Below are 25281 nucleotides of genomic sequence, written 5' to 3'. Positions count from 1 at the left end.
CGTGTCGTTCTCCCTTCCCCTGCGCAGCCTGCTGACCTTGCTGCTCGCCCTGTCCTCGCTCAGTCCCGCGCAGGCCACTCCGCCCCCGAAGAAGCCTTCGGCCATCACGGCACCCCCCGCCCACGGCGGCTCACCGGGGGCCTATGCCAACCGGCAGGACGTGATGGCCTGGGCCGAGGAGCAGACCCGCCCGGGCGCGCCCTTGGCGGCCTGGACCCAGCAGGAGCTGCTGGAACAACTCGGCCAGGCCCAGTACCAGGCCCGCGCCGCGCAGCTGATGATGCCGGCCCCCAGCGGCCAGGCCAAAGACTGGGCGGCCTACCGCGACCGCTTTGTCGAGCCGCGCCGCCTGCAGGCCGGACTGCGCTTTTGGGAGCAGCACGCCCAGGCCTTCGAGCGCGCTGAACGCCAGTACGGCGTGCCCGCCGAGGTCATCGCCGGCATCATCGGCGTCGAGACCTATTACGGCCAGATCATGGGCAACTACCGGGTGCTGGACGCCCTGGCCACCCTGGCGTTCGACTTCCCCGGCGGCCGCAGCGACCGCACCTCCTACTTCCGCGAGCAGCTCGCGGAATTCCTGCTCTGGGCCCGCGCCGAAGGCCGACCGGCCAGCGAGTTCAAGGGCAGCTTTGCCGGCGCCATGGGCTTTGGCCAATTCATGCCCAGCAATGTGCGGCGCCTGGCCGTGGATTTCGACGCCGACGGCCGCATCGATCTGATTGAGAACCCGGTCGATGCCATCGGCTCCATCGCCCGCTTCCTGGTCGAGCACGGCTGGCAGAGCGGCCTGGCGACGCAAGTCCCGCTGACCCTGCCCGAAGGCCTGGACCCGGCGCAGTTGGCCAAGCTGCTCGCGCCCGACATCGAGCCGACCTGGAGCGCGGAGCAACTCAAGACCGCCGGCCTGGATCTCCCCCTGCCCCACCCCGGCCCCTGGGCCCTGGTGCGGCTGGAAAACGGTGCCACGGCCCCGCCCACCCATGTGCTGGGCAGCCGCAATTTCTATGTGGTGACGCGCTACAACCGCTCGTCCTATTACGCGCTGGCCGTGCTGACCCTGGGCGAACGGCTGGCCGTGTTGCGCCGAGCCGGTCAGGTCACCGAGTAAGCCAGCGCCGCCACGGCCCAGCTGGGCCAGAGCACGGCCGCCACGCGTCCTGCAAAGCCGACCCCGCCGGCCAGCGCGGCTGTCACGGTGCGGGTCAGGCTGTTGCTGGCCAGGGCCAGCAAAATGCCCTGACCCAGCAGCTCGGCCGACAGCCCGCCGGCCGACCGCAAGGCGGCCAGGGCGGCCACCGGGGCATGGGCGTCGGCCAGGCCGCCCAAGGCCGCACCAGCCCGCACGCCCCCCGCGCCCAGATGTGCTTGGGCCCAGCTCACCAGCCCGCTGACCAAGAGCAGGAACACCGCCACGCTGACGGCCTCACGCCAGCGCAGGGCCGAACCTTTGGCCAAAGCAACGGGTGCGGCACGGGTGGGGGCCACCGCAACACCCAACCGGCTCAAGGCCGCCAGCAGGAGCAGCGCGGTGGCCGCGCCGGCCGCCAGCACCGGACTCAGGCGCCCCAACTCGGCCGGTGCCAGCGTGGCCAGGATCAGAGCCGCCTGCGCCCAGGTGGCCACCGTGGACAGGCCGGCGGCTTGGGCCAAGAGACTCAGGTTCGGATTGGCTTCTGCAGCCCCCGGCCCCTGCTGCCGCACGCGGCTGCCCAGCGCGGCGATGGTGGCGGTGCTGGACACAAAACCCGAGAGCAGGCCCGAGAGCCGCAGCCCCGCCTGCGGCCCCAGCCACTGCAACGCCAATTGGCCGGCCACCTGCAGGCTCAAGATCAACAGCACCAGGCTGGCCATGGGCCGCAGCCGGATGCCACCCAGCCAGGCCTGCGGCTCGGCCGGAATCAGCGGCAAGGCGATCAAGGCGCCCGCCGCCAGCAGCAGGGCATCGTGCAGTTGGGCCTCGCTCAGGCCCTGATGCGCCAACCGATGCAGGGGCTTGCGCAAGGCCAGCAAGAGCGCCAGGGCCACCGCACAGGCCGCCGCCAACGCAAGTTGGTGCATGGCCTGCACACCAATCAAAAAGGTGGCAAACAAGGCCAACTCGCTGGTGTTTCCAGGGTCGGGACCGCTGTTTTTCCACTGAGCCAGCAGCGCCAGGCCGGCCACCAACAAGGCCCCCACGCCCAGCAGCACGGGCTCGCCCGCCGTCAGCGCGCCGATCAAGGCCGCCACCGTGTAGCTGCGCAGCCCGGCGCTGTCGCCGCGCGCACGCTTGCGCCGTTCGCGCTCCAGCCCGATCAGCAGACCGGCGCCAGCCGCCACGGCCAATCCCTGCCAATTCCCCGTCGCCCAGATGCTCACCCCGTCGCTCATGCCGACCAGCACTCCCCTTGCGCCGGCACCCGCACGGCCCAGCCCAGTTCGTCCTGGATACGGCAGCGCAAGGCATCCGCTGCGGCCGGCTCGCCGTGCACCACAAAGGTCTGGCTCGGCGGTTTCGGAAACGCGCGCAACCAGGCCATCAGGCCCTCGGCATCGGCATGGCCCGAAAAGCCCTCCAGATGCGAGACCTCGGCCTTCACCGCGATGTACTCGCCAAACATCTTCACCTCCCGGGCCCCGCCCACCAGGGCCGCGCCGCGCGTGCCGGCCACCTGGAAGCCCGGGAACACGATGTGATGGCGCGGGTTGGGCAACATGGCCTTCAGATGACCCAGCACCCGCCCGCCGGTGGCCATGCCGCTGGCCGAGATCACCACCTTGGGCCAACGCGAGCGCTGCAGGGCCTGCGACTCCTGCGGGGTCTCGATCAGCGTGACCTCGTCGACCAGCCCAGCCGCCTCGCGCGCCGAGATGCGCAGCAGTCGCGCGTGCTGCTGGTAGAGCCGCGTGGCCGTGCGGGCCATCGGGCTGTCCAGGTAGATCGGCATGTCCGCCGCAATCTCACCCGCCGCACGCAGGCGCTGCAACACCAGCAGCAGGGCCTGGGCACGGCCGACGGCAAAACTGGGCAGCAGCACCGAGCCGCCGCGGCGCACGGTGCTGCGGATGATCTCGCCCAGGCGCGCCTGGACATCCTCCTGCGGGTGGCAGCGGTTGCCATAGGTGCTCTCCACCAGCAGCACATCGGCCGCGCCCGGGGCCTGCGGCGGCGGCATCAAGAGGTCGTCATCCCGCCCCAGATCACCCGACAGCACCAGGGTCTGATCGCCCCGGCTCAGGCGCAGGCTGCTGGCGCCAAGCAGATGGCCGGCCGGCACCAGCTGCAACTGCACCCCGGCCACCGAGCGGCTGCGACCCGGCGCCAGCGGCTGCATCAGGGCCAGCGTGCGCTTGACGTCGGCCGCGGTATAGAGCGGCCGCGCCGGGCGGTGGCGGCTCCAACCGCCGCGGTTGGCGCGCCGCGCGTCTTCCTCTTGCAAATGAGCGCTGTCCAGCAGCAACACCTCGGCCAGGGCGCAGGTGGCCGCCGAGGCATAGACCGGCCCCCGAAAGCCGTGCTTGACCAGCACCGGCAACCAGCCGCAGTGGTCCAGATGCGCATGGCTGAGCAGCACCGCATCCAAATCCCGCAGGACCTCGGGCGGCGGCGCCCAATTGCGCTCGCGATGGGTCTTGAAGCCTTGGAACAAGCCGCAGTCCAGCAGCAGGCGTGCGCCACCGAACTCGACGAAGTGACGCGATCCGGTGACGGTGTCGGCGGCACCCAGAAATTGCAATTGCATCGGTCTCTCCCCTCGGGCAATCCCATCCAGCAGCGGCCCTGATCCTGACACGAGCCGGCCCCAAGCCCTCTTGCAGGCCCAGGCCCGGACCTGATGCGGATCAAGAGCCCGTGAACGAAGGCCAGTCGGCGCCAGCCTCCTCGCCGTCTGACGGCAAGTCGAGCGGTGCCGCTCGCCAGTAACGGCGCTGTGCGGTCCGCCAACAACCGGCTGTTCCAGGCGGCTCGTGGCTGCGCCAGCGCCAGGCGCCGCAATCGGCGCTGGTCAAAAGCGGCACGCCGGCGGCGGCATAGCGCCCGCGCACCACCTCGGCCGGATGGCCATGGCGGTTCATGAAGCCCGCCTGCGCGAACCCCAAGCGCGGCGCCACGGCGGCCACAAAGGCCGGCGAGGACGAGCTCTTGCTGCCGTGGTGCGGCAGCAGGAGTACCGTGCTGGCCAGCGGCACGCCGGCGGCCAAGAGCTCGCGTTCCTGGGCCGCTTCGATGTCAGCCGTCAGCAGCAGACTCGCACCCGTGGAGGCCTGCACCCGCAGCACACAGGAGCTGGCGTTGCCGCGTCGCTCGGTCTGATCCTTCGGCGGATGCAGCCACTGCAGGCGCACACCGTCCCAATCCCAAAGCTGGCCGGTGGGACAGGCCTGCCCACCCGCGCCCCAGCGCTTGGCGTGTGGAAAGGCCGCCTGCAGCGCCGCCGCGCCGCCGCTGTGGTCGGCATCCCAGTGGCTGATCACCAGCGCGTCCAGGCGGCTCAGGCCCTGCGCCCGCAGCACCGGCAGCACCACGCGTTCGCCCGCCGTGCTGTCGCCGGCCCAGCGCGGGCCGGCATCAAACAGCAGATCCCGCGTGGCCGTGCGCAGCCACACCGCGCTGCCCTGGCCCACATCCAGCACCATGAGCTCGAACTGCCCCGACGCCGGGCGCGCCGGGCTGTAGAGCAACCAGGGCAAGACCATGGCCGCGCCAACCGCCCGCCCCCAACGCGGCAGGCGCAGCGCCGCCAACACGCAGCCGACGAGTGCCAGGCCCTGCCACAACGGCGGCGCCTCGGGCATCCACCACACCGCCTGCGGCCAGGCCACCAGGGCCTCCAGCGCGGCATAGAAATGCTGCGCCACCCAGCCCGCCACGCGCCAGATCGGCGGCCACAAGAGGCCCAGCAAGGCCAGCGGCGTCAGCACAAAGGTCACCAGGGGCACGGCTCCCAGATTGGCCACCAGCCCCACCCAGGAAAACTGACCGAAAAACAGCAGGCCCAGGGGCGCCAGGCCCAGACTGGCCAGGGCCTGCACCTGCAAGGCCTGGCGCAAGCCGCGCCCCCAGCGGGTCAGCAAGCTCGGTGCCGGTGGCGCATCATCCACCGCACCCTCTGCGCGCCCGGGCGCCGCATGAAGCAGCAGGGCCACGGCGGCAAAGCTCATCCAGAAGCCCGGCGTCACCAGGGCCCAGGGGTCCCACAGCCCGATGACGGCCGCGGCCACACACAGCGCCAGCGGCCAGGGCCAGATGCGCCCGCTGCTGCGGGCCAGGGCGGCCAGCGCCAGCAGGGCCACGGTGCGCTGGGCCGGCACGCCCCAGCCCGCCAGCAGCGCATAGGCCAGGGCTACGGCCAAGCCCAGCCCGCGGGCCGCGCTGTCGGCCGGCCAGCGCAGGCACAGCGCGGCGCTGCGACGCCACAGGGCCGCCAAGGCCACCGCCGCCAGCCAGGCCAGGCCGGTGATGTGCAGGCCGCTGACCGAGAACAGATGCACCACGCCGCTATTGCGCAGCAGGGCCCAGTCCTGGCTGGAGAGACTGCCTTGATCGCCCAAGGCCAGCCCCGCCAGCAGCGCGCGCTCGCGCGGCTCGGACACGGCGCGGTGGATGCGCTCGCGCAAGCCCTCGCGCCAGGCCTGCAAATGCCAGAGCGGCGCCCCCGCCAGGCGCTCACCCCCGCGCACGGAACCCAGCGCCCGCACCCCGCGCTCCAGCAGCCAGTACTCAGCGTCCGGCAGACCGGGGTTTTGCAACAGATGCACCGGCTTGAGCCGCACCAAGAGCCGCCAGCGCTCGCCCGCCCGCGGGGCTTGCTCGCGGCCCGGCCCGGCAAACCAGGTCAGCGACAGGCGCGTGGGCAGTCCGCTCTGGGTCTGGGTGTCCAACAGCAGGCGCCAGCCCGAGGCCCCCCCGTAGCCCTCCAGCGCCTGCGGCAGCCCCACCACCTCGGCCTCGATCCAGCGCTCGATCCCCACCCACTCCGGCCCGAGGGCATCGGCCATGCGCAGGCTGGCGCGCCAGTTGGCCCAGGCCACGCCCAGGCCCAAGCCCAGCAAGAACACGCCTGCCGCGCGCCAGCCGAGACCGGGGCGGCTCAACCGCAGCGCCACCATCAGGGCCAGACCCAGCAGGCCCAGCGCACCGAGCAGCCCGGCCACCTCGGCGGGCTTGAGCAGGCGCGGCGCCCACTGCAGCGCGGCCAGGCCCAGGCAGCCGCCGCCCAGCAGACACAGGGCGCCGGCGGGCGATCCGGGGTGAGCGAGCCCTCGCAGCATGGCCGAATGCTCGCGGCTTGGGGCCTGGGAGGGAAGTGCAGAGCAATCCCATGCCGCTACGATTCCGCCCTTTCCCCCTTAACTCTTTCCGCTGAAGCGACCCCCACCATGCCCGCAGCCGACATCGCCGAACGCCTCCAAGCCCTTGGCATCACCCTGCCCCCGGTGGCGGTGCCCGCCGCCGCCTATGTGCCCTTCGTGCGCAGCGGCAATCTGGTCTTTCTGTCGGGCCACATCGCCAAGAAGGACGGCAAGCCCTGGGTGGGTCAGCTGGGCGCCGACGTCGACACCGCCACCGGCCAGGCCGCCGCACGCGCCGTGGCCATCGACCTGCTGGGCACCCTGCAGGCCGCCACCGGCAACCTCGGGCGCGTCAAGCGCATCGTCAAGCTGATGAGCCTGGTGAACTCCACCGCGCAGTTCACCGAGCAGCACCTCGTCACCAATGGCGCCTCCGAGCTGATGGTGCAGGTGTTCGGCCCCGAGGTCGGCGCCCATGCGCGCAGTGCCTTCGGGGTGGCGCAGATCCCGCTGGGCGCCTGCGTGGAGATTGAAATGATTGCGGAGCTGGCCGAGTGATTGAACGTTTTCTGGATCACAGCCCGCGCCTGCTCTTCCTGATTGCGCTGGCCTGCCTGGCCGCGCTGGGCAGCGCACTGGTGGCGCAGCATGTCTATGACGTGCGGCCCTGCCCCTGGTGCGTGCTGCAACGCCTGATTTTCATGGGCATCGCGGCCGTCTGCCTGGCGGGCGGCGTGGTGGCACTGTGCGTCAAGGCCGGCCGCGCGCGCCAGCAAATGGTGCGTGTGTTCAGCGCACCGCTGGTGCTGTTGGCCCTGGCCGGCCTTGTCGCCGCCACCTACCAACACGAGGTGGCGGCCGAGTCGGCCAGTTGTGCGCTCTCGATGCCCGAGCGTGTTCTGACCTACTTCGACCTGGAAACGCGCTGGCCCGAGGTTTTCATGATCACGGCCAACTGCAATGAAGCCGGCAAGTACCGCTTGCTGGGCCTGCCCTATGAAATCTGGAGCGGGCTGATGTTTCTGATGTGCCTGGCCATCGGCTTAGGCCTGCTGCTGCGCCGCCCGGGTGAAAGCAGCGCGCATGCGCACAGCCAGTTCCACTCGCGGCTGTAAATCCTGGCCCAGGACCAGCCGGTGGCCGTCCACGGTTCGTAGCGCCATTTCCTTCATGCCCCAAGCTTCAGTCGTGGGGGGCTTGAGGATTTCGGCCCCGGCGGCCAGCGCGCGCTCGTAGGCCAATTGAACATCGTCCACTTCCCAGTAGGCGAAGTAGCCGTGGTCTCCAAGCTCCTGGGCCGGCAGGGCCTCAGGGCATTCACCCAGCATTAGTACGCAGCCATCGCGCTCCAGCCAGCGCCATCCGGGGTCGCCCATCTCGTGCACGGCAAATCCCAAGGCCTGTTGATAGAAGGCGCAGCTGCGGGCCAGATCCGGCACGGCCAACACATGGCGATGGGCGAGGATCATGCGACGAGCAGGGGCTTGCCCAGCAAAGCCGGCACCAGGGTGGCGATCACCAGGGTCATCACCGGCGCAATGCTCAGCACAAAGCCCAGCCCGCGCGAGCTGGGCTCGCTGACATAGGCGCGGTAGTACAGCACCCGCCCCACCAGATAGACCCCACCGGCCGCAGCCACATAGGCCTGCGGCCAGTAGCGCGCCGCGCCATAGAGCGCCGGCAGCAGGGGCACCAGCAACTCCAAGGTGTTCATCTGCACGCGGTAGACGCGCTCAAAACCCTCTGCGCCGGTCACCGCCGGCGCCTTGACGCCATAGCGCCCCCGCGCCTTGCCCACCAGGCTGCCGAACACCAGGTACTGCAACAGGGCCAGCATGGCCACCACGTCCACAGCGTGCATCTCGTCTCTTTCGGTTGAAGCGGCCCGATGGGCCGAGAGCCGACATCCTAGGGGGAAGGATTCACTCGGGCCGATCGCCCAGCAAGTAGCGCGCCCCTGCCCCCTTGCCCGCCGCCTGATCCGCCGGGTTGTAGAGCGCGCAGGCCTTGAGCGACAGGCAGCCGCAACCGATGCAACCGGTGAGCTTGTCGTGCAGGGTCTGCAGCGCGCGAATGCGTGCCTCCAGCAGCGGCAGCCACTGGCGGCTCAGGCGCTCCCAGTCGGCCTTGGTGGGGGTGCGGGCCTCGGGCAAGGTGGCCAGCAGGCCGCGAATCTCGGGCAGGGTCAAACCCACCTGCTGAGCCGCGCGAATGAAGGCCAGGCGCCGCAACACATGGCGTGGGTAGTGGCGGTGCCCGCTGCTCTGGCGCCGCCCGCCATCAATCAGGCCTTCCTTCTCGTAATAGCGCAGCGCGCTACTGGCCAGGCCGGCGCGCCGCGCCAACTCGCCAATGGGCATCCAACTCTCTTCCATGGGCCGCTCCGGGGGGGCTGAGGCTTGCTGCCTTCAAACTGCATTCTGCGTTCGAATTGAAGCTCACTTCAGCTTTGGAAGCCCGCCTCGCCTTGGCCGCCCCGGCCAGCCACGCAGAGTTGCACAATCCCGCCCCATGAACCTCGCCCTCCGCCTCCTGAGCCCGGCCCTGCTGGGCGCTGCCCTGCTCCTTCCCCAGCCGGCCCTGGCCCAGACCCAGGCCACCGAGCCCTGGGTGCGCGCCACCGTGCCGGCGCAAAAGGCCACCGGCCTGTTTGTGGAGCTGCGCTCGCCCAATGGAGCGCGTCTGATGGGTGCCAGCAGCCCGGCCGCGGCGCGGGTCGAGATCCATGAGATGAAGATGGACGGCGACACCATGCGCATGCGCGCGGTGGACAGCCTGAACCTGCCAGCCGGACAAGCGGTGCAGCTCAAACCCGGCGGCCTGCACCTGATGCTGATGGACCTCAAGGCCCCGCTGCTGGCCGGCGAACAAGTCAGCGTGCGTCTGGAATTCAAGGGCAACGACGGCAAGCCCGAGGTGCTGGAGCTCAAGGCCCCGGTGCGGGGATTGGGCTTCGTCGCCGGACACGGCGACCGACGGGCCTCACACACCGCGCATTGAGACGGCGGCGGACCGCTCCTGCGGCCCCGCCGCCCGTCAGCGCTCAGCGCGCCTCTGGCCGGTCATCGGCCAAGCCGGCTTTTTCCGCCTGTTGTGCCGCCTGTTGTGCCGCCTGTTGTGCCGCCTGTTGTGCCGCCTGTTGCACCGCCTGTTGCGCGGCCATCTTCTTGCGGGCAGAACTGGCGACAAACACGCTGAAGAAAACCACCAGCAAACCGATGGCGGAGGCGCCCAGGGCGATAAAGACAGCGTTGGACATACTGAATCTCCGTAGAAAAAACAATACCAAAAGGGGGCGGCGCCAACTGCGAGTCAGCTGGCCTGCGCAGGCACCCGCGCGGCGTGACAGAACTGCGGCTGGCCCAGGGGACTGGAAACCTGCGCATTACCCAAGTCCTGACGGCCTCGGGCCCGGGACAGCTCGCATTCCAGGGTGACGCTCAGCGGCTTGTCGATGAACATCCACACCAACGCCCCGATCTGCACGTCCTGGGGCGGGCGCCGGATGCACAGCGCGGTGAGTTGACCCGTCTGCTCGGGTGACTGAATCCACGAATGCATCAGCACGGTCCTCGAAAGCGCCGCCACGCCAAAGCGACCATCGAGGCCAGAAACGCCCAGGCGCTCACCCACCTCGCGGCAAGGTTGGTTCGAGCCCGGCTGAGCCCCCAGGAACAGCTCTGCGCCAGCAACCGGCTGGCCGGCCTCCATCAGTCGCCCCGTCATGCTGGGGCGGTGATGCTCGATATGCGGCCACGGCGCGCAGGCACTCAGGGGCAGGAACACAGCCAAGGCGGCGATCAATGTAAAGACGCGGCGCATTCGAGGCTGGCTGGCACTGAGCATGGGGGGTTAAACATCAGTGGTCACCGGCCTTCGCGCACTGGACCACAGTCCGCCAAGCATTTCGCCAGCACGAAGGATCCTGCACGTCCTAGCGTTTGAGCTAACCGGCCCGAGACGGCATGACGCCGCAGGGCCAGAATGAAATGAGGCCCGAAGGCGGCATGCCGTTGCGGGTCCGGTTGAGCGACTGGTTAGACAACAAGCTGTGCGCCAGTAAGTGCATAGCCGGTTACCGAAGAGTGCTTGCAAGCAGCAACTTCCGCAGGCCAGCAACTGCAGCGGCATTCTGAATTCGATTGAACCCAAAGGCGAAGCGACCTTGCTCCTCCACAAATCCAGGAAGCCATGCCTCACTATTGAGAAGAGGCATTGGATCTAGCAATTGCCCGTCGGTCCCAGTTACCCGAGACTTGAACTCTGGCTTTTCCGACGGTTCGACTCCACCGATGAGAAAGGTTGCCCTCAGGTAGTAGCGCCGAGGGCTGCCTTCGCCTGCAATTAGCCAGATTCGATTTCCTGCCTTGCCATCTGTTGGCTTCTTTGTGTAGATCGCCAGCTTTTCAATGTCTAGGGCTTGATAGCCCATCTTTTCTGCCTTGTGATAGACGACGTAATCGCTCATATGTTCGCAGTGGCTCCCTTGTTGTCTAACGTTGGAGTTCAGCCGACCGGACGGCGCAGCCGGCCAGGGTCGGCTGCAACGAAAGGTTAGCCCTCAGCCGCAGCAAAGACTTTGTTGGGGACATCGACAGCGATAGGTTCTGCATACTCAACTGTGGGCACCACGGCAAGAAACTTACGAATCGCTCGGTACGAGAGCAGGCGGTACGGCGTGTAGACAAGTCTCGAGTACCCAGGGGCTTCGATGTGAACGCGCACACCATCCGTAAATATTGAGGACACCTGTGCCGGCATGTTTACGTTGGCCGCGAGTGCATACGCACGAGCTTTGCGCTCGTGAACCATAGAAGCGAGCGCGCCTTCAAGGAGCGTGTAGAGCTCGCCTCCGGAAGGAAACTCTGTACCGAGGTAGCCACCCAAGGCTTCGAGTTCGCCGCTTGAGTTGATGAACGCACCGAACGGATGGAACTCCCCTGCGTCAGAAAGCATCTGCTTGGCAAACTGTTCGCAATAGCGAAGCAGTGCGGCCAACGCGTCTAGTGAGACTTGTGACATCACTCGTGAGGGCTAACTTGGTTTTAAGCCGCAGCGCGGCCGGATAACACTGGGCGTGGCCGGTTAACACAGACCCGGTCGGAGCCGAAAACACCCTTTCCCGTCCAGCACTTGGCGGCTGATCTGCAAGTCAGCAACCCGGATAACAAACCGGCAAATGCCGCAGCGAGCCTGGCCTCGCCCAGGCGTCCGGCCTGGATGCGCTTGGCGAGGTCTACTTCAAGCCCCCCGACAGGAACGCGGTCAGGCGCTCGCTCTTGGGATTGATCAGGATGTCCTTGGGATGGCCTTCTTCGATGACCTTGCCCTGGTGCAGAAACATCGTGTAGTTCGACACCTCGCGAGCAAAGCCCATCTCGTGGGTGACGACGATCATGGTGCGGCCTTCGGCGGCCAGATCCTTCATCACCTTGAGCACCTCGCCCACCAGTTCGGGGTCGAGGGCCGAGGTCGGTTCGTCGAACAGCATCAGCTCGGGATCCACGGCCAGTGCGCGGGCGATGGCCACGCGCTGCTGCTCGCCGCCCGAGAGCTGGGCCGGGTAGACGTCCTTGCGATGCGACACGCCCACGCGCGCCAGCAGGGCTTCGGCCTTGGCCACGGCCTGGTCCTTGGGCTGACCCAGCACATGGATGGGCGCCTCGGTGACGTTTTCCAGCACCGTGCGGTGGCCCCAGAGGTTGAAGTTCTGGAACACCATGGCCAGGCGGGCGCGCCAGCGCTGCAGCTGGTTCGCGTCGGCGGCCTTGAGGCTGCCGTCGCGGTCCGGCACCAGGCGCAATTCTTCGTCGCCCAGCTTCAGCCGGCCTTGGTGCGGCTGCTCCAGCAGGTTCAGGCAGCGCAAAAAGGTGCTCTTGCCCGAGCCGCTGGAGCCGATCAGGGTGATCACATCGCCGGGCTTGGCGGCCAGGGACACGCCTTTGAGCACTTCGCGCTCGCCGTACTTTTTATGCAGGTTTTCGACGGTCAGACTTTGCATTTTTGGATCCAGGGTTCGCAGGCGGCGGGCCGCTCCCGAGCCCGCGAGCGCCCCCTTTTGGGGTGGCGACCGCAGGGGGGCTGGGGGCGGTTATACCTTCAAGCGGAGAGCAATTTGCCCGAGCGCAGGGCTTCGCGGCCGGCCACCTGGACCACCGTGGCCCCGGCCTGCACCCAGCGCTGTTGCTCGCGGCGGTAGTAGATGCCGTCCACCGGCGCGCGCAGCTCGCTGCAGTGGCCGCTGACGGGGTCGATCAGCTCGGCCAGCACCTCGCCCTGGCGCACAGGGCCACCCAGCGGCCGGGTGAAGACCACCACACCCGCATGCGGGGCCGTCACCGGCAGCGAGCCCGCCAACGGGACCAGCGCGCAGTCATGCGCGGATGGCGCGTCCATGCCGCTGATGAAGCCCTGCAGGCCCAAGAAGCGCAGCAGGCCCTCGGCGTCCTGGGCCGCCAGGTCGTGCCGCACATCGCACACACCGCGATGCTCGACGGTGGCGGCAAAGCAGCCCAGGTTAACGGGGTGACGGCCCTGGTAGTGCTGCTGCAGCCTCAACCAGGGGCCTGAACAGGCCTCGTCAAAGGGTGAGTCGCCGCTCTCATTGGCCAGCAGGGCCACTTCGGCCTGCAGACAGGCGCCGAGCTGGCGCACGCACTGGGCTTGCTCGGGCACGCTGTAGAGGTGCATCACGCCCTCGTTGTCGCAGTGCAGGTCCAGCACCACTTCGGCCGCCAGGGCGTGGCCGAGCAGGATCTTGCGCAGGTGCTGCAGCTCGGTCTGCACCGGGTGCTCGGCCAGGGCCTGCAGCATGGCCTGGCGCAAGGTCTCGGTGTTCTGCGCGGCGTTATCGCCCAGCTGCACGCGCGCAATGGCCTGCGCCACCAGATCCGGGTAATGGCGGTTGAAGTTGTGCCCGCTGTCGTGTTCGAAGCGGCCCTGATGGCGGCCAAACAGCTGCTGCGACAGGCCAAGCGGATTGCAGGCCGGGGCCAGCACGATTTCGCCGCGCAGCCGGCCCTGGGCCTCCAGTTCGGCAAGGCGGCGGCGCAGGTGCTGGGCCACCAGCATGGCCGGTACCTCATCGGCGTGCAGGCTGGCTTGCAAATAAGCGCGGCGCGCACCGGCGCCGAAATGCAGGGTGGTGAGTGTGCGCTGGGTGCCGCTGGGGCTGCCAATGAGGCGATGTTCTTGAATCTGCATAAGGGGTTCAGGGCTTGCGAATCGCCGGCCGGGCTTTGAGGCCGGGTTTGGGCTGCGGCCAAGGTTGATAGAGCGGCGCATTCATGCGCACCGGGGTGACGTCCAGGCCCACGCGCAGCACGGTGTAGTCCTCGCCGCCCAGGGCGCCGGTGTAATAGGCCAGGGTCTCGGGCAGCACGTAGAGGCGGAACTCGAAGCCCATTTCGTCTTCGCTGGGAGTCCTGGCGGGCGGGCGACGGCCGGGCGCGGGCGGCACCACGTTCTGCAAGCCCTCGCCATTGAAGGCCAGGCCGCGCAGCTCGCGCTGCGGCCCGTCCACCAGCTGCACCATGGCGCGCACGATGACGTTGTCGCCCAGCATGTCGGCATAGAAGCTGCCGCGCTCGAAATAGGGTTTGAAGTCGGGGGCGTTGGGGTCGATGCGCTGGTCGCTGAGCTTGGTGGTCGAGGGCGTGCTGACGCCGCTGGCCAGATCGTGGCGGTCCCCACGGTCCAGAAAGCTCAGGCGCACGCCGCGAAGATTGAAGGGGCCCAGGCGGTCGTCGTGCTCGGCCTGGCCCAGGTCCACCAGCAAGGCGCCCCGCGCCCCCACCACCTCGACCTGGTTGCCCCAGAAGATGGCGGCAGTGTCCTCCTCGATGCCCAGGCCCCAGCGGTAGCCCTTGCTGCGCATGGCCGGCAGCAGGCGGCCAATGCGGCCGCGCCGCAGGAAGTGCTGGTCGATGAAGAAATCGTTGCCGATGAAGCCCAGACCGCGATCGATCTCCTGACCGTCCCGCAGTTGACCCTTGAGCACGGCCAGATTGCTGGGGGCGTCGCGGAACATCCAGGCGCTCATGATGGCCGCCCCCGCGCTGGTGCCGGCCAGCACGCCGCCGCGCGCGTGCACGCGGCGGATGGCGCTGAGCATGGCGCTGTCCTGCCCTTCGGGGCGCAGGGTGTCGACGATCAGGCCCTGCGAGCCGCCCGAGAAGAACACCGCATCCATGGCGGCCACGCGTTCGATCAGCCGCGGGTCATCGCGGGCGCTGCGCCAGTCCACATCCTTGAGCCGGGGCGCCACCGGGATGATCTCGGCCTTGGCGCCGTAATGCTCCAGCGTGCGCTGCAGGCGCTTGGCGGTGCGGTCGGGGTTGCCGGCAGCGGTGGCAAAGATGGCAAAGCGCGCGCCCTTGCCGCCGGCCTCCTGTATGAGCCGGGTCCAGATGGCGGTGTTGTCAAAGCGGATTGATCCGCCCAGGGCCATCACCAAACCTTGGCGTGCCCCACTGGGCGCGGTGCTCTGGGCCCGGGCCTCCAACGTCCAGGCCGGCGAGCTCAGGGCCATGCCCAAGCCGACGGCCTGGGCCATCCAACTGCGTCTCTTCATGCAACCCCTCCGGCTGGGGCGCGAGCATAACCACCGGCCGTCGGCGCCCCTTACTCGTAGGGCCGCACCAGGGCCTCCAGCCGGCCCTGGCGCTGCAGCCGCGCCACGGCGGCGCGCAGCCGGGCCACGCGTTCGGGCGGCAGATCACGGCGTCCATACAGGGCATAGGCCGCGTCGCCATAGACCAGCGCGGCGCCGAAGGCCTCGCGCTGCACGGCCTCCTGACGCAGCGCATGGGTCAACAGGTAGTCGGTCGAAATCACCGCATCCAGCCGGCCCAAAGCGAGCATGCGCACGCCGGTGAAGGGATCGGGCAGCGGGAATTTCTTGATCTCGGCGTCGTTGTTGATCGAGTCGCCATAGAAGGCCCCGCGCGCCACACCCAGGGTCAGACCGCGCAGCTGGGCCACCTGGTTTAACACCAGGCCCTTGCGCGGCAGGATCAGCATGCGCACCGGGTGCAGGGCCCCCAAGCGGAGCCCCTGCGCATCCAGGTCCGGCCCCTCCAGCGCCACCACCACATCGGCCACCTCATCGCGCAGTGCGCGCGACACCCGCGCATACAGCGCAGTGTTGAGCACGATGGGTTCTTCGGCCTGCTCAAAGATCGCCCGCACCATCTCGGGGTGCATGCCGACGATCTGCTCACCCCGTCGCATCGAATAGGGCGCCACCTCGTTGACCATCACGCGCAAGGCCGCACCTGAGGTCGCGGCTGCGGCCGCACCCAGTCCGGCAAGCCCCGCCAGTCCGGCCACCAGACCCCGGCGTCGCCGCAGGCTCAGCGTCCGCCCCGGGCTCATGCCACCAAGCGACCGGCCAGCCTCCAGGGCAGCGCCGGCACATCCTGGCCCTCGAAGAGCGCGGCAACGCCCTGGGTGGCCTGCTCATCGACCAAGCCCTGCTGGGCACACCAAGCGGGGTCGAAATAGCTATCGCGGTAACGCTCGCCGCTGTCGCACAGCAGGGTGACGATGGAGCCGCCCTGGCCACGCGATTGCATCTGCCGCGCACAGGCCAGCGCGGCCAGCAGATTGGTGCCGGTGGACGGGCCCACCGGGCGCCCCAGGCGCTCGCTCAAGGAGCGCATGGCCGCCACGCTCCAGGCATCGGGCAGCTTGACCATGGCATCGATCACATCGGGCAGAAAGCTGGCCTCCACACGCGGCCGGCCAATGCCCTCAATGCGCGAGCCGCAATCCAGGCTCAGGCTGGGGTCGCGCTGCAGATAGTGGTCAAAGAACACCGACCGTTCGGCGTCGCCCCCGCACACCTGGGTGGCATGGCGCCCGTAGCGCACAAAGCGCCCCAGGGTGGCCAGGGTGCCGCCAGTGCCGGCGCTGCAGACCAGCCAGGTGGGAATGGGGTGCCGCTCGCGCGCCATTTGGCTGAAGATGGACTCGGCGATGTTGTTGTTACCCCGCCAGTCGGTGGCCCGCTCGGCAAAGGTGAATTGGTCCATATAGTGACCGCCCCCCTCGCGCGCCAGCCGCGCGGCCTCGGCGTAGACCTGGGTCGGATCAGCCACCAGGTGGCAGCGGCCGCCCTGGAACTCGATGGCGCGGCGTTTGGCCTCGCTGACCGTGGCTGGCATCACCGCGATGAAGGGCAAGCCCAGGAGCCGGGCGAAATAGGCCTCGCTGACCGCCGTGCTGCCGCTGGAACTCTCCACCACCGGCGCACCCGGGCGCAGCCAGCCATTGCACAGGGCGTACAAAAAGAGCGAGCGCGCCAGCCGGTGCTTCAGGCTGCCACTGGGGTGGTTGCTCTCGTCCTTCAAATAGAAGTCGATGCCGGGGTAGCCCGGCAAGTCCAGCGGGATCAGGTGGGTGTCGGCACTGCGCTGAAAGTCCGCCTCGATCTTGCGGACGCACTCGGCCACCCAGGCGCGGTCCGGGGCAGCACTCATGCGCCCTCTCCCAGCGCCTGGCGCAATTGGGCCACTTCGGCCTTCAGGGCGTCGAGCTCGACGCGCAGCGCGGCGACCTCCTCGGCCAGCTCGGAGCGCCCGCTCTGGACTGGGGCGCTGATCAAGCTCGCCGGGTCGGGCGCACCACACAGCAGACTGACCCAGCGCGGCTCGCGCGCGCAGGGCGCCTTGGGCAGCAGGCGCGCCAGCGGCGGCTCGCGCGTGGTCAGCTCGTCCAGAAAGCCTTCGACCGATGACAGGTCGGCAAAGCGATGCAGACGCTCGCAGTTCAGGCGCAGCTCGGCCACGGTCTGCGGCCCGCGCAGCACCAGGGTGGTCAGCAAGGCCTCGGACTGACCGGGAATGCCGTAAACCCGCTTGAGGTTGTGCTCGAAGCGCGTCACCCGGCTGCCGCTGACCTCGAACACCAGGCTCAAGTCCTTGAGCGCATTGAGCGCGGCGAGTACCTCGGCCTCGCTCAAATTCATCACCGGCTCACGCGCGGTCTTCTGATTGCAGCCCAGGGTCAGGGCATTGAGCGAGAGCGGATAGCTGTCGGGCACGGTGTGCTGCTTTTCCACCAGCACGGCCAGCACCCGGGCTTCGACGGGAGTCAATTCACGAATCACAAACACCTCGGCAAATGACCGGCTCGCAGGACAGGCTCGGTCTCACTTGATCAAGCGATCGCCGTGGATCTGGCTTTGCCAGGCCACTGGCGATGCCCCCCTTGAGGGGGGAGGCGGCTTCTTGGGCCGCTTCGGGGGGTGGGCTCAAACACCGAAGCCGTCGTCCGCCTGCACGATGGCGCCATTGATGAAGCGACTCTCGTTGGCGCACAACATCAAGAGCGTCGTGTCCAGATCCTGCGGCTGGCCCACGCGCTTCCTGGGCAGCATCTCAATGAGTTGCTTGCCATGCGCCGTCTGCCAATGGTGGTGGTTCATCTCGGTGTCGATGTAGCCCGGGCAGATGGCGTTCACATTGATGCCGTACTTGCCAAACTCCAGGGCCATCGCACGCGTCATGTGCACCACGGCCGCCTTGCTCATGGCGTAAATGCCGATCTGGCTCAACACGCGCAGGCCCGCCATCGACGCGATGTTGACGATGCGCCCGCCGGTGAAGCTGCCGGGTGCCGAGCCCTTGGCGCGCGCCAACATGCGTTTGGCCACTTCCTGCGCGACGAAAAAGGCGCCGCGCAGATTGGTGTTCATCACGTAATCCCAGTCCTCGGCGCTCACATCGACGATGCGCTGACTGGTCGAGACGCCGCTGTTGTTGACCAGAATGTCGATGGTGCCCATCTCGGTCTCGGCATGCGCCACCGCGGCCCGGATGCTGGTGATGTCGGTCACATCCAAGGCCACCACGTGGGCGTCGCCGCCGGCGGCCTCGATCTCGGCACGCAGGGACTTGAGCTTTTCCACCCGGCGACTGGCCAGCACCACGGCCGCGCCGGCCGAGGCCAGGGTGCGCGCGAACTGCGCGCCCAGGCCGCTGGAGGCCCCGGTCACAAAGGCCACTCGGCCGGAGAGATCAATCGAATAGCTCATGGCGGTTCCTTGGGGAGACTTTCACGTTAGCACGGGGCAAACCCGCACCGGTTCTAGAGCCTGGGCTCCAACAAAAAAGCACGACCGTTCGTTTTATTCCATCCTCCCTAGAATCCGCGCCCATCCAAGATCCGCTCCAACAACTTCATCCACCATGACGAACGACGAAATCCTCGCCCAATTCGGCCCCCGTGAATCCATGGAGTACGACGTCGTCATCGTGGGCGGCGGTCCGGCCGGCCTGTCGGCGGCGATTCGCCTGAAGCAGATCAACCCCGACATCAATGTCGTGGTGCTGGAGAAGGGCTCCGAGGCCGGCGCCCACATCCTCTCGGGCGCGGTGATGGACCCGCGCGCTATCACCGAGCTCTTCCCCAACTGGAAGGAGCTGGGTGCACCGCTGAATCAAGCGGTGCATGGCGACGACATCCTCTTCCTGAGCGAGACCGGCCACACCCGCACGCCCGACTTCCTGGTGCCGGGCAACTTCCACAACCACGGCTGCTATGTGGTGAGCCTGTCCAATGTGGTGAAGTGGCTGGCCCAGCAGGCTGAAAGCCTGGGCGTGGAAATCTTTGCCGGCTTTGCCGCCGCCGAGCTGGTCTATGACGAGCAAGGCCGCGTCAAGGGCGTGGCCACCGGCAATATGGGCATCAAGAAGGATGGCGAGCCGGGCGACGACTTCCAGCTCGGCATGGAGCTGCACGGCAAGTACACCCTGTTTGCCGAAGGCGCCCGCGGCCACCTGGGCAAGCAGCTGCTGGCCCGCTACAAGCTGACCGAGGGCAAGGACGTGCAGACCTTTGCCATCGGCATCAAGGAGCTGTGGGAAGTGCCCGCCGACAAGGCTCAGCCGGGCAAGGTGGTGCACACCGCCGGCTGGCCGATGACGGACGACACCTTCGGCGGCGGCTTTCTCTACCACCTGGACAACAACCAGGTGACCCTGGGCTTCGTGATCGGACTGGACTACCAGAACCCGCACATGAGCCCCTTCGAGGAAATGCAGCGCTGGAAGACCCACCCCGCCATTGCCGCGCACATCGAGGGCGGCAAGCGCATCGGCTACGGAGCGCGCGCCATCAACAACGGCACGCCCCAGGCCCTGCCCAAGACCGTGTTCCCGGGCGGCGCCCTGCTGGGTTGCGACGCCGGCTATCTGAATGCCGCCCGCATCAAGGGCAGCCATGCCGCCATCAAGAGCGGCATCCTGGCCGCCGAAGCCGCCGCCGCCGCGCTGGCTGCCGGCCGCGCGCAAGACGAGTTGGTGGAGTACCCGGCCGCCTTTGAGACCAGCTGGCTGAATGAAGAGTTGCAGCAGACCCGCAACTTCAAGCTCTGGTTCAAGAAGGGCAAGACCGTGGGTCAGCTGATGACCGGTATCGAACAGTGGCTGCTGCCCAAGCTGGGCGTGAGCTCGCCACCCTGGACCCTGCACAACCACAAGGCCGACCACGAGGCCCTGCGCCCAGCGGCCGAGTGCGCGCCCATCCAGTACCCCAAGCCCGATGGCAAGCTGAGCTTCGACCGCCTGTCCTCCGTCTTCATCAGCAACACCAACCACGCCGAAGACCAGCCCGCGCACCTGACGCTTAAGGACGCTGCGGTGCCCGTGGCCACCAATCTGGCCAAGTACGGCGGGCCCGAGGCGCGTTACTGCCCGGCTGGGGTCTACGAGTTCATGAAGAACGAAGACGGCAGCGACCGCCTGCAGATCAACGCGCAGAACTGCGTGCACTGCAAGACCTGCGACATCAAGGACCCGACGCAGAACATCGTCTGGATCACCCCCGAAGGCAGCGGGGGCCCGAACTACGTGGGCATGTAAGCCCCGGGTGAATACCGAGCGGGTCAGCCCGCTCGGGACCTTCCCGCCGCTAGGGTCGGCCCGAAGTTTGTTCAATTTGTCACGAAGCTTTAATTCGCGCTCCAACAAACCACGCGCCGGGGCCCGGCGCAAAGGAACTGCGATGAAGAAGACCCTTTTCGTGCTGGCAGGCACCGCCCTGGCCCTGAGTGCCCAGGCCGGCAACGGTTGCGTCGATGTGCGCCTGAGCGCCTCCTCGCCCGTGCTGCGTGGTGATGTCGACGTGTCCGTGAATGTGGCCGTCACCAACACCTGCCGCCACCCGGTGCAAGTGCTGAGCTGGCAACTGCCCAGCGACGACGGCATCGACAACGCCAAGTTCCAGATCGAGCGCGATGGCCAGCGCGTGGCCTACCACGGCCCCATCGTCAAGCGCGCCCCGGCCCAGGACAAGGACCACATCAAGCTGGATGCGGGTGCCACGCTGAACTACACGCTGGAACTGACCAGCGACTACGACCTGAGCCAAAACGGCCGCTACGCCGTGCGCTACACCGCCCAAGGCCATGGCAAGTCCGCCACCCTGAGCTCGGACACCCTGTATCTGTGGCTGGAAGGCCGCTCGGCCAAGCTGGGCAGCGCCGCCAAGGCCCCGGACACGGGCGTGACCCCGGCCGCCGGCAGCATCAGCTACACCGGCCGCTGCAGCGCCACCCAAAAGACCACCCTGGCCTCGGCCGTCACCGCCGCCACCAACTACACGGTGGAGTCGACCAACTACCTGTCCGCGATGAGCGGCGCTACCCCGCGCTACACCACCTGGTTTGGCGCCTACAGCTCGGCCAACCGCGCCACCGCGCTCGACCACTTCACCAAGGCCCGCAACGCCTTCCAGACGGCCGCCCTGACCCTGGATTGCAGCTGCAAGAAGAGCGGCACCTTCGCCTACGTCTACCCCAACCAGCCCTACAAGATCTATCTGTGCGGCGCGTTCTGGAACGGCCCGATGACGGGCACCGACAGCAAGGCCGGCACCCTGGTGCACGAGATGATGCACTTCACCGTCATCGCCGGCACCGACGACTGGGCCTATGGCCAGACCAATGCCAAGAACCTGGCGATCTCGGACCCCATCAAGGCCCTGAACAACTCGGACAACCACGAGTACTTCGCCGAGAACACCCCGTTCCAGAACTAATCTTCCATCGATCCCGTAACGCCGCCCGGCTGGTGCCCGGCGGCGTTTTTCATTTCAGGGTCTGCCCGGCCATCGGAAACCCTCGCGGGAGGGTCAACCCGGGCGCCGCAGTGTGATGAAGTTCACAGAATCAAGCCTCCCCAACCGGGCCACAAGCCCTCTACAGGAGACCGCATGAAATTCGCTGTTCTCGGGATTGTTTGCGCCAGCAGCCTGCTGGCAGGCGCCGTTCAGGCCAACCCTGGCCAAGGCGTTCAGGTGCGGCTCACGGCGGCACAACAACAACTGCAGGGCGATGTGGATGTGGTGTTGCAGGTCAGCGTGACCAACACCAACCGCCACCCGGTGCAATTGCTGCAGCGCCAATTGCCCAGCGATGAATTGGCCGGTGCGCTCTTCACCATCTACCGCGATGGCCAACGCGTGGCCTACACCGGCCCGCTGGCCAAGCGCATGGCGCCACAGGCCGACGAACACGTGCGCCTGGCCGCTGGCGCCACGCTGAACTACACGGTCGAGCTGACCCAGGCCTATGACCTGAGTCGCAATGGCCGCTACAGCGTCGAGTACCAAAGCCGCGCCGGCCACGGCATGGGGCTGCCGGCACTGAAGTCCGAGCCGCTTTACTTGTGGCTTGAAGGCCGCAGCGAACGCGTGCAAACCGCCGCCCTGCCCCCGATCTCCCCGGCCGCCGCCAGCATCAGCTACACCGGCGCGTGCAAGGCCAGCCAGCAAAAGACCCTGGCCAATGCCGTGGCGGCGGCCACCACCTATTCCAGCCAATCGGCCAGCTATCTGAGCGGCGCCGGCTCGGGCACGGCGCGCTATGTGAAGTGGTTCGGCACCTACACCAGCAGCCGCTGGAACACCGTGGCCAGCAACTTCGCGGAGGTTCGCGACGCCTTCCAGGGCGCTGCGCTGACGCTGGACTGCAGTTGCAAGACGCGCAACACCTTTGCCTACGTCTACCCCAACCAGCCCTACAAGATCTACGTCTGCGGCGCCTTCTGGAACGCCCCGATGACGGGCACGGACAGCAAGGCCGGCACCCTGGTGCACGAGATGATGCATTTCAACGTCATCGCCGGCACCGACGACTGGGCCTATGGTCAGACCGCCGCCGCCAATCTCGCCATCAGCGACCCCAACAAGGCCGTGGACAACAGCGACAACCACGAGTACTTCGCTGAGAACACGCCCAGCCTGCCTTAAGCCCCCTGACCGTGAAACAGCCCCCGAACTCACTCATGAACCGGCGAGCCTTCGGGGGCTTGCTGCTCTCTTCAAGTACTGCCTGGAGTGCCAGCCCGATGTTGCGCTGTGAATTGGCCGCCATCGACGCCCAAGACCCCTGGCTGCGCGCCCGTCTGCACAACACGGGCGCGCGCACCCTCTACCTGCTGCGCTGGGGCAGCCCTTGGGAAGGCGCATGGTTCGCGCCCATGGTGCGCGTCTGGCGTGATGACGTGGAACTGCCTTACCAAGGTGCACAGGCCAAGCGCGGTGAACCCGAACGCGACGACTACCTGCGCCTGCGTCCCGGCGAGAGCACCCAGGCCGCGTTGCGCCTGGCTGATGCGTTCGACCTGACAGCACCCGGAAGCTACCGCTTGCAAGCAGCCTGGACCTGGCACGATGTGATGAGCCAAGGACGCCCGCCGCGCCCGCGCAGCCAGCATCAATCGCAGGCCCAGGACTGCGGGCCAGCCCTGAACTGGCGGCGCTAAATCACCACTGGCTCGGGCTCCAGCCGGATGCCAAAACGGGCGAACACCGAAGCCTGGATGGCCTGGGCCAGGGTCAGCACCTCGGCGCCGCGCGCCTCGCCGCGGTTGATCAGCACCAGGGCCTGCTTCTCGTACACGGCCGCGCCGCCCACACCCTTGCCCTTCCAGCCGCAGGCGTCGATCAGCCAGCCGGCGGCCAACTTGAAGCGACCATCCTCGAGCGGGTAATGCACGATGTGCGGGTCGCGCGCAATGACCTCGCGGCAGACCGCCTCGCTGACCACCGGGTTCTTGAAAAAACTGCCCGCGTTGCCAATCACCGCCGGGTCGGGCAGCTTGGCGCTGCGGATGCTGCACACCCAGTCAAAGATCTGGCTCGGTGTGGGCTCTGAAACGCCCGCGGCCTCGGCGGCGCGCTGCAGATCCAGATAGTCCATCTTGGGCCGCCAGGCTTTGGGCAGGCGCAATCGCACACGCAGGATCACGCTGCGCCCGGCCAAGTGCTGCTTGAACACCGAATCCCGATAGCCAAAGTGGCAGGCCGCACGGTCCAGGGTCACAACACGTCCCGTCATCAGATCCAGGGTGTCCAGGCTCTCGAAGTGGTCCTTGAGCTCCATGCCGTAGGCGCCGATGTTCTGCACCGGCGAGGCGCCCACCGTGCCAGGAATCAGGGCCATGTTTTCCAGCCCCGGCGCGCCCTGGGCCAGGCTCCAGGCCACCAGATCGTGCCAGCGCTCGCCCGCTCCCGCCTCGATGACCCAGTCCTCGCCGGCATCCAGCAGACGCAGGCCCGGCACCTCGACCTTCAGCACCAGGGGCTGCAGGTCGCGGGTGAGCACCAGATTGCTGCCGCCGCCCAAGATGAACTTGCTGGCCCGGCCCCAGTCCGGGTGGTTGACCACCCAGCGCAGGTCGGACTCCTGACGAATGCGCACCAAGCGGCGCGCCCGCGCCGGCAGGCCGAAGCTGTTGTAGGGTCGCAGGTCGACGTCGCTCTCGACGCTTGGCTCAGGCTTGGGGGTCGTCATCGCGGAGAATTGTCCCTGCTCTACAACTATGGATAGCTGACCCATGCCTTCTTTTGACGCCGTACTCGAACCCGATCTGGTTGAAATCCGCAATGGCGTGGACAACGCCGCCAAAGAAGTGGGCACCCGATTCGACTTCAAGGGCACCGGCGCCAAGGTCGAACTCAAGGGCAAGGACAAGGAGTCCAGCATCGAGATGACCGGCGACTCGGACTTCCAGATCGAGCAGCTGGAGGCCGTGCTGCTGGACAAAATGACCAAGCGCAAGGTCTCGATCACCTATTTCGACCGCAGCGCCAAACTCGAAAAGCTGGGCGGCGACAAGGTGCGCAAGGTCTACACCGTGCGCAACGGCATTCCCAGTGACCTGGCCAAGAAGATCGTGGCCAAGATCAAGGACAGCAAGATCAAGGTGCAAGCCAGCATCCAGGGCGACGCCGTGCGCGTCACCGGCAAGGACCGCGACGCCCTGCAAGCCACTCAGGCGGTGCTGCGCAAGGAAATCGAAGACACGCCGCTGACCTTCACCAATTACCGCGACTGAACCCAGGCCGCCATCATGAAAACCGCCCTTCGCGCCCTGCTCTTTTTGCTGGCTGCATCGGGCAGCTTGGCCGCGCCGCAGGTCAGTTTGAACGGCAGCCTCGGGCAGTCCGCCGCGCTGTTGGTGATCGACGGTCAGGTGCGCACCGTGCGGGTGGGCCAGAGCGTGGGCGGCGTCAAGCTGCTGGAAGTCGGCGAGGGTCGCGCCGTGGTCGAAGCCGAGGGGCAGCGATTGCTGCTGCAGTTGGGGGCGGCTCCGGTGGCCCAGGCCGGCGGCGGAGGACGGGGGGGGCGCATTGTGTTGAACGCGGGTCCAGGGGGGCACTTCATGGCCGAAGGCAGCGTCAATGGCCACGCCATCCAGTTCATGGTGGACACCGGTGCCACGACGGTGGCCCTGAGCATGGCCGACGCCCGGCGCATGGGCCTGAAGCTGCAGAACGCCCGCCAGATCATGGTGGGCACCGCCAATGGCACGGTACCGGCCTATCTGCTGACCCTGGACAGGGTGCGCATCGGCGAAGTCGAGGTCGGAGGCGTCGAAGCCACCGTCAGCAGCGCCCCCATGCCCTATGCCTTGCTGGGCAACAGCTTCCTGTCGCGCTTTCAGATGAAGCGCGAGAACGACGTCATGACCTTGGAGCGGCGCTTTTGAGCGCCTC

At 67.6% G+C, this 25281-nt stretch carries 28 protein-coding genes; 10 read left to right on the top strand and 18 right to left on the bottom strand.

From position 1 onward, the window contains the following. The first annotated feature begins 1 nt into the window (after position 1). Positions 2 to 1111 (top strand): lytic murein transglycosylase B, encoded by a 1110-nt coding sequence (gene mltB / locus FF090_RS08655; protein WP_138856342.1) that lies wholly within the window; start codon positions 2 to 4, stop codon positions 1109 to 1111. Here the strand turns inward: mltB and FF090_RS08650 are convergent. From FF090_RS08650 to FF090_RS08640, 3 genes are all read right to left on the bottom strand, one after another. Beyond that, positions 1096 to 2373 carry a DUF4010 domain-containing protein gene (locus tag FF090_RS08650; RefSeq protein WP_138856341.1) on the bottom strand — a complete coding sequence of 426 codons (1278 nt, stop codon included), beginning with the start codon at positions 2371 to 2373 and terminating at the stop codon, positions 1096 to 1098. The genes mltB and FF090_RS08650 overlap by 16 nt on opposite strands. Beyond that, on the bottom strand, positions 2370 to 3725 hold the full coding sequence (locus FF090_RS08645; RefSeq protein WP_138856340.1) for an MBL fold metallo-hydrolase RNA specificity domain-containing protein: 1356 nt from the start codon (positions 3723 to 3725) through the stop codon (positions 2370 to 2372). Before FF090_RS08645 ends, FF090_RS08650 begins: the two co-directional genes overlap by 4 nt. Before the next feature lie 100 nt (positions 3726 to 3825). Next, positions 3826 to 6255 carry a DNA internalization-related competence protein ComEC/Rec2 gene (locus FF090_RS08640; RefSeq protein ID WP_138856339.1) on the bottom strand — a complete coding sequence of 810 codons (2430 nt, stop codon included), beginning with the start codon at positions 6253 to 6255 and terminating at the stop codon, positions 3826 to 3828. A gap of 108 nt (positions 6256 to 6363) precedes the next feature. On the opposite strand from FF090_RS08640, the gene FF090_RS08635 reads away from it, so the two are divergent. Next, positions 6364 to 6834, top strand: a complete 471-nt coding sequence (locus tag FF090_RS08635) for a RidA family protein (protein WP_138856338.1) — start codon at positions 6364 to 6366, stop codon at positions 6832 to 6834. After that, entirely contained in the window at positions 6831 to 7391 is a 561-nt protein-coding gene (locus FF090_RS08630; protein ID WP_138856337.1) for a disulfide bond formation protein B, read from the top strand. The genes FF090_RS08635 and FF090_RS08630 overlap by 4 nt, the downstream gene beginning before the upstream one ends. Here the strand turns inward: FF090_RS08630 and FF090_RS08625 are convergent. The 3 genes from FF090_RS08625 to soxR form a co-directional block, all read right to left on the bottom strand. Continuing rightward, on the bottom strand, positions 7320 to 7745 hold the full coding sequence (locus FF090_RS08625; protein WP_138856336.1) for a VOC family protein: 426 nt from the start codon (positions 7743 to 7745) through the stop codon (positions 7320 to 7322). The two genes, FF090_RS08630 and FF090_RS08625, sit on opposite strands and share 72 nt — an antisense overlap. Further along, positions 7742 to 8137 (bottom strand): MAPEG family protein, encoded by a 396-nt coding sequence (locus FF090_RS08620; protein ID WP_138856335.1) that lies wholly within the window; start codon positions 8135 to 8137, stop codon positions 7742 to 7744. Before FF090_RS08620 ends, FF090_RS08625 begins: the two co-directional genes overlap by 4 nt. A gap of 61 nt (positions 8138 to 8198) precedes the next feature. Then, positions 8199 to 8651 (bottom strand): redox-sensitive transcriptional activator SoxR, encoded by a 453-nt coding sequence (gene soxR / locus FF090_RS08615; RefSeq protein WP_138856334.1) that lies wholly within the window; start codon positions 8649 to 8651, stop codon positions 8199 to 8201. A 136-nt stretch (positions 8652 to 8787) separates the two neighbouring features. Here soxR and FF090_RS08610 point away from each other — a divergent pair, with 136 nt between their 5' ends. Further along, positions 8788 to 9276: a copper chaperone PCu(A)C gene (locus FF090_RS08610; protein ID WP_138856333.1), complete on the top strand. Its 489-nt coding sequence runs from the start codon at positions 8788 to 8790 to the stop codon at positions 9274 to 9276. A 43-nt stretch (positions 9277 to 9319) separates the two neighbouring features. Here FF090_RS08610 and FF090_RS08605 read toward each other — a convergent pair whose 3' ends face one another. From FF090_RS08605 to FF090_RS08555, 11 genes are all read right to left on the bottom strand, one after another. Beyond that, positions 9320 to 9535 (bottom strand): hypothetical protein, encoded by a 216-nt coding sequence (locus FF090_RS08605; protein WP_175423586.1) that lies wholly within the window; start codon positions 9533 to 9535, stop codon positions 9320 to 9322. A gap of 53 nt (positions 9536 to 9588) precedes the next feature. After that, positions 9589 to 10098: a hypothetical protein gene (locus FF090_RS08600; RefSeq protein WP_138856331.1), complete on the bottom strand. Its 510-nt coding sequence runs from the start codon at positions 10096 to 10098 to the stop codon at positions 9589 to 9591. A 253-nt stretch (positions 10099 to 10351) separates the two neighbouring features. Beyond that, the gene (locus FF090_RS08595) at positions 10352 to 10744 is read right to left on the bottom strand and encodes a hypothetical protein (protein ID WP_138856330.1); all 393 of its coding nucleotides are present in this window, start codon (positions 10742 to 10744) and stop codon (positions 10352 to 10354) included. Positions 10745 to 10830: 86 nt separating this feature from the next. Then, entirely contained in the window at positions 10831 to 11274 is a 444-nt protein-coding gene (locus tag FF090_RS08590; protein WP_138856329.1) for a hypothetical protein, read from the bottom strand. Between the two features lie 238 nt (positions 11275 to 11512). After that, positions 11513 to 12277: an ABC transporter ATP-binding protein gene (locus FF090_RS08585; RefSeq protein WP_138856328.1), complete on the bottom strand. Its 765-nt coding sequence runs from the start codon at positions 12275 to 12277 to the stop codon at positions 11513 to 11515. Positions 12278 to 12375: 98 nt separating this feature from the next. Beyond that, entirely contained in the window at positions 12376 to 13479 is a 1104-nt protein-coding gene (locus tag FF090_RS08580; protein ID WP_175423585.1) for a succinylglutamate desuccinylase/aspartoacylase family protein, read from the bottom strand. A gap of 7 nt (positions 13480 to 13486) precedes the next feature. Further along, the gene (locus FF090_RS08575; RefSeq protein ID WP_138856326.1) at positions 13487 to 14848 is read right to left on the bottom strand and encodes a cyanophycinase; all 1362 of its coding nucleotides are present in this window, start codon (positions 14846 to 14848) and stop codon (positions 13487 to 13489) included. A 50-nt stretch (positions 14849 to 14898) separates the two neighbouring features. Beyond that, entirely contained in the window at positions 14899 to 15651 is a 753-nt protein-coding gene (locus FF090_RS08570) for a substrate-binding periplasmic protein (RefSeq protein WP_138856325.1), read from the bottom strand. Beyond that, on the bottom strand, positions 15648 to 16757 hold the full coding sequence (locus FF090_RS08565) for a PLP-dependent cysteine synthase family protein (RefSeq protein ID WP_138856324.1): 1110 nt from the start codon (positions 16755 to 16757) through the stop codon (positions 15648 to 15650). The genes FF090_RS08570 and FF090_RS08565 overlap by 4 nt, the downstream gene beginning before the upstream one ends. Then, a complete protein-coding gene (locus tag FF090_RS08560; RefSeq protein ID WP_138856323.1) occupies positions 16754 to 17392 on the bottom strand; it encodes a YceH family protein in 639 nt (212 codons plus the stop codon). The genes FF090_RS08565 and FF090_RS08560 overlap by 4 nt, the downstream gene beginning before the upstream one ends. Before the next feature lie 138 nt (positions 17393 to 17530). Next, entirely contained in the window at positions 17531 to 18313 is a 783-nt protein-coding gene (locus FF090_RS08555) for an SDR family oxidoreductase (protein WP_138856322.1), read from the bottom strand. A 154-nt stretch (positions 18314 to 18467) separates the two neighbouring features. On the opposite strand from FF090_RS08555, the gene FF090_RS08550 reads away from it, so the two are divergent. The 4 genes from FF090_RS08550 to FF090_RS08535 all read left to right on the top strand — a co-directional run bounded on the left by FF090_RS08550 (position 18468) and on the right by FF090_RS08535 (position 23045). Further along, complete coding sequence (locus FF090_RS08550) at positions 18468 to 20141, top strand: electron transfer flavoprotein-ubiquinone oxidoreductase (protein ID WP_138856321.1); 1674 nt, start codon at positions 18468 to 18470, stop codon at positions 20139 to 20141. Positions 20142 to 20283: 142 nt separating this feature from the next. After that, positions 20284 to 21318, top strand: coding sequence for a M35 family metalloendopeptidase (locus tag FF090_RS08545; RefSeq protein ID WP_138856320.1), 1035 nt, complete (start codon positions 20284 to 20286; stop codon positions 21316 to 21318). Between the two features lie 174 nt (positions 21319 to 21492). After that, positions 21493 to 22530: a M35 family metalloendopeptidase gene (locus FF090_RS08540; RefSeq protein ID WP_138856319.1), complete on the top strand. Its 1038-nt coding sequence runs from the start codon at positions 21493 to 21495 to the stop codon at positions 22528 to 22530. Between the two features lie 98 nt (positions 22531 to 22628). Then, positions 22629 to 23045: a protease gene (locus FF090_RS08535; protein ID WP_138856318.1), complete on the top strand. Its 417-nt coding sequence runs from the start codon at positions 22629 to 22631 to the stop codon at positions 23043 to 23045. Here the strand turns inward: FF090_RS08535 and murB are convergent. After that, complete coding sequence (gene murB, locus FF090_RS08530; RefSeq protein ID WP_138856317.1) at positions 23042 to 24076, bottom strand: UDP-N-acetylmuramate dehydrogenase; 1035 nt, start codon at positions 24074 to 24076, stop codon at positions 23042 to 23044. The genes FF090_RS08535 and murB overlap by 4 nt on opposite strands. Before the next feature lie 43 nt (positions 24077 to 24119). Here murB and FF090_RS08525 point away from each other — a divergent pair, with 43 nt between their 5' ends. Both FF090_RS08525 and FF090_RS08520 read left to right on the top strand, forming a co-directional pair. Then, positions 24120 to 24620: a YajQ family cyclic di-GMP-binding protein gene (locus FF090_RS08525; RefSeq protein WP_138856316.1), complete on the top strand. Its 501-nt coding sequence runs from the start codon at positions 24120 to 24122 to the stop codon at positions 24618 to 24620. 15 nt (positions 24621 to 24635) lie between these two features. Beyond that, entirely contained in the window at positions 24636 to 25274 is a 639-nt protein-coding gene (locus tag FF090_RS08520) for a retropepsin-like aspartic protease family protein (protein WP_138856315.1), read from the top strand. The last annotated feature ends 7 nt before the right edge of the window (positions 25275 to 25281 follow it).

The organism is Inhella inkyongensis, from assembly GCF_005952805.1.
Lineage (GTDB): Bacteria > Pseudomonadota > Gammaproteobacteria > Burkholderiales > Burkholderiaceae_C > Inhella > Inhella inkyongensis.
The sequence above is the reverse complement of the archived record's forward strand: the minus strand, read 5'-3'. Positions and strand labels throughout refer to the sequence as shown.

Excerpts from the sequence above, each read along its gene's own strand:
- FF090_RS08550 (WP_138856321.1), top strand. The coding sequence starts at position 18,468 with ATGACGAACGACGAAATCCTCGCCCAATTCGGCCCCCGTGAATCCATG.
- FF090_RS08540 (WP_138856319.1), top strand. The coding sequence starts at position 21,493 with ATGAAATTCGCTGTTCTCGGGATTGTTTGCGCCAGCAGCCTGCTGGCA.
- FF090_RS08595 (WP_138856330.1), bottom strand. The coding sequence starts at position 10,744 with ATGAGCGATTACGTCGTCTATCACAAGGCAGAAAAGATGGGCTATCAA.
- FF090_RS08610 (WP_138856333.1), top strand. The coding sequence starts at position 8,788 with ATGAACCTCGCCCTCCGCCTCCTGAGCCCGGCCCTGCTGGGCGCTGCC.
- FF090_RS08520 (WP_138856315.1), top strand. The coding sequence starts at position 24,636 with ATGAAAACCGCCCTTCGCGCCCTGCTCTTTTTGCTGGCTGCATCGGGC.
- FF090_RS08600 (WP_138856331.1), bottom strand. The coding sequence starts at position 10,098 with ATGCGCCGCGTCTTTACATTGATCGCCGCCTTGGCTGTGTTCCTGCCC.
- FF090_RS08580 (WP_175423585.1), bottom strand. The coding sequence starts at position 13,479 with ATGCAGATTCAAGAACATCGCCTCATTGGCAGCCCCAGCGGCACCCAG.
- FF090_RS08555 (WP_138856322.1), bottom strand. The coding sequence starts at position 18,313 with ATGAGCTATTCGATTGATCTCTCCGGCCGAGTGGCCTTTGTGACCGGG.
- FF090_RS08650 (WP_138856341.1), bottom strand. The coding sequence starts at position 2,373 with ATGAGCGACGGGGTGAGCATCTGGGCGACGGGGAATTGGCAGGGATTG.
- FF090_RS08570 (WP_138856325.1), bottom strand. The coding sequence starts at position 15,651 with ATGAGCCCGGGGCGGACGCTGAGCCTGCGGCGACGCCGGGGTCTGGTG.
- FF090_RS08605 (WP_175423586.1), bottom strand. The coding sequence starts at position 9,535 with ATGTCCAACGCTGTCTTTATCGCCCTGGGCGCCTCCGCCATCGGTTTG.
- FF090_RS08645 (WP_138856340.1), bottom strand. The coding sequence starts at position 3,725 with ATGCAATTGCAATTTCTGGGTGCCGCCGACACCGTCACCGGATCGCGT.
- FF090_RS08535 (WP_138856318.1), top strand. The coding sequence starts at position 22,629 with ATGTTGCGCTGTGAATTGGCCGCCATCGACGCCCAAGACCCCTGGCTG.
- FF090_RS08565 (WP_138856324.1), bottom strand. The coding sequence starts at position 16,757 with ATGAGTGCTGCCCCGGACCGCGCCTGGGTGGCCGAGTGCGTCCGCAAG.
- FF090_RS08635 (WP_138856338.1), top strand. The coding sequence starts at position 6,364 with ATGCCCGCAGCCGACATCGCCGAACGCCTCCAAGCCCTTGGCATCACC.
- FF090_RS08640 (WP_138856339.1), bottom strand. The coding sequence starts at position 6,255 with ATGCTGCGAGGGCTCGCTCACCCCGGATCGCCCGCCGGCGCCCTGTGT.
- FF090_RS08620 (WP_138856335.1), bottom strand. The coding sequence starts at position 8,137 with ATGCACGCTGTGGACGTGGTGGCCATGCTGGCCCTGTTGCAGTACCTG.
- murB (WP_138856317.1), bottom strand. The coding sequence starts at position 24,076 with ATGACGACCCCCAAGCCTGAGCCAAGCGTCGAGAGCGACGTCGACCTG.
- FF090_RS08545 (WP_138856320.1), top strand. The coding sequence starts at position 20,284 with ATGAAGAAGACCCTTTTCGTGCTGGCAGGCACCGCCCTGGCCCTGAGT.
- FF090_RS08525 (WP_138856316.1), top strand. The coding sequence starts at position 24,120 with ATGCCTTCTTTTGACGCCGTACTCGAACCCGATCTGGTTGAAATCCGC.
- FF090_RS08625 (WP_138856336.1), bottom strand. The coding sequence starts at position 7,745 with ATGATCCTCGCCCATCGCCATGTGTTGGCCGTGCCGGATCTGGCCCGC.
- soxR (WP_138856334.1), bottom strand. The coding sequence starts at position 8,651 with ATGGAAGAGAGTTGGATGCCCATTGGCGAGTTGGCGCGGCGCGCCGGC.
- FF090_RS08575 (WP_138856326.1), bottom strand. The coding sequence starts at position 14,848 with ATGAAGAGACGCAGTTGGATGGCCCAGGCCGTCGGCTTGGGCATGGCC.
- FF090_RS08585 (WP_138856328.1), bottom strand. The coding sequence starts at position 12,277 with ATGCAAAGTCTGACCGTCGAAAACCTGCATAAAAAGTACGGCGAGCGC.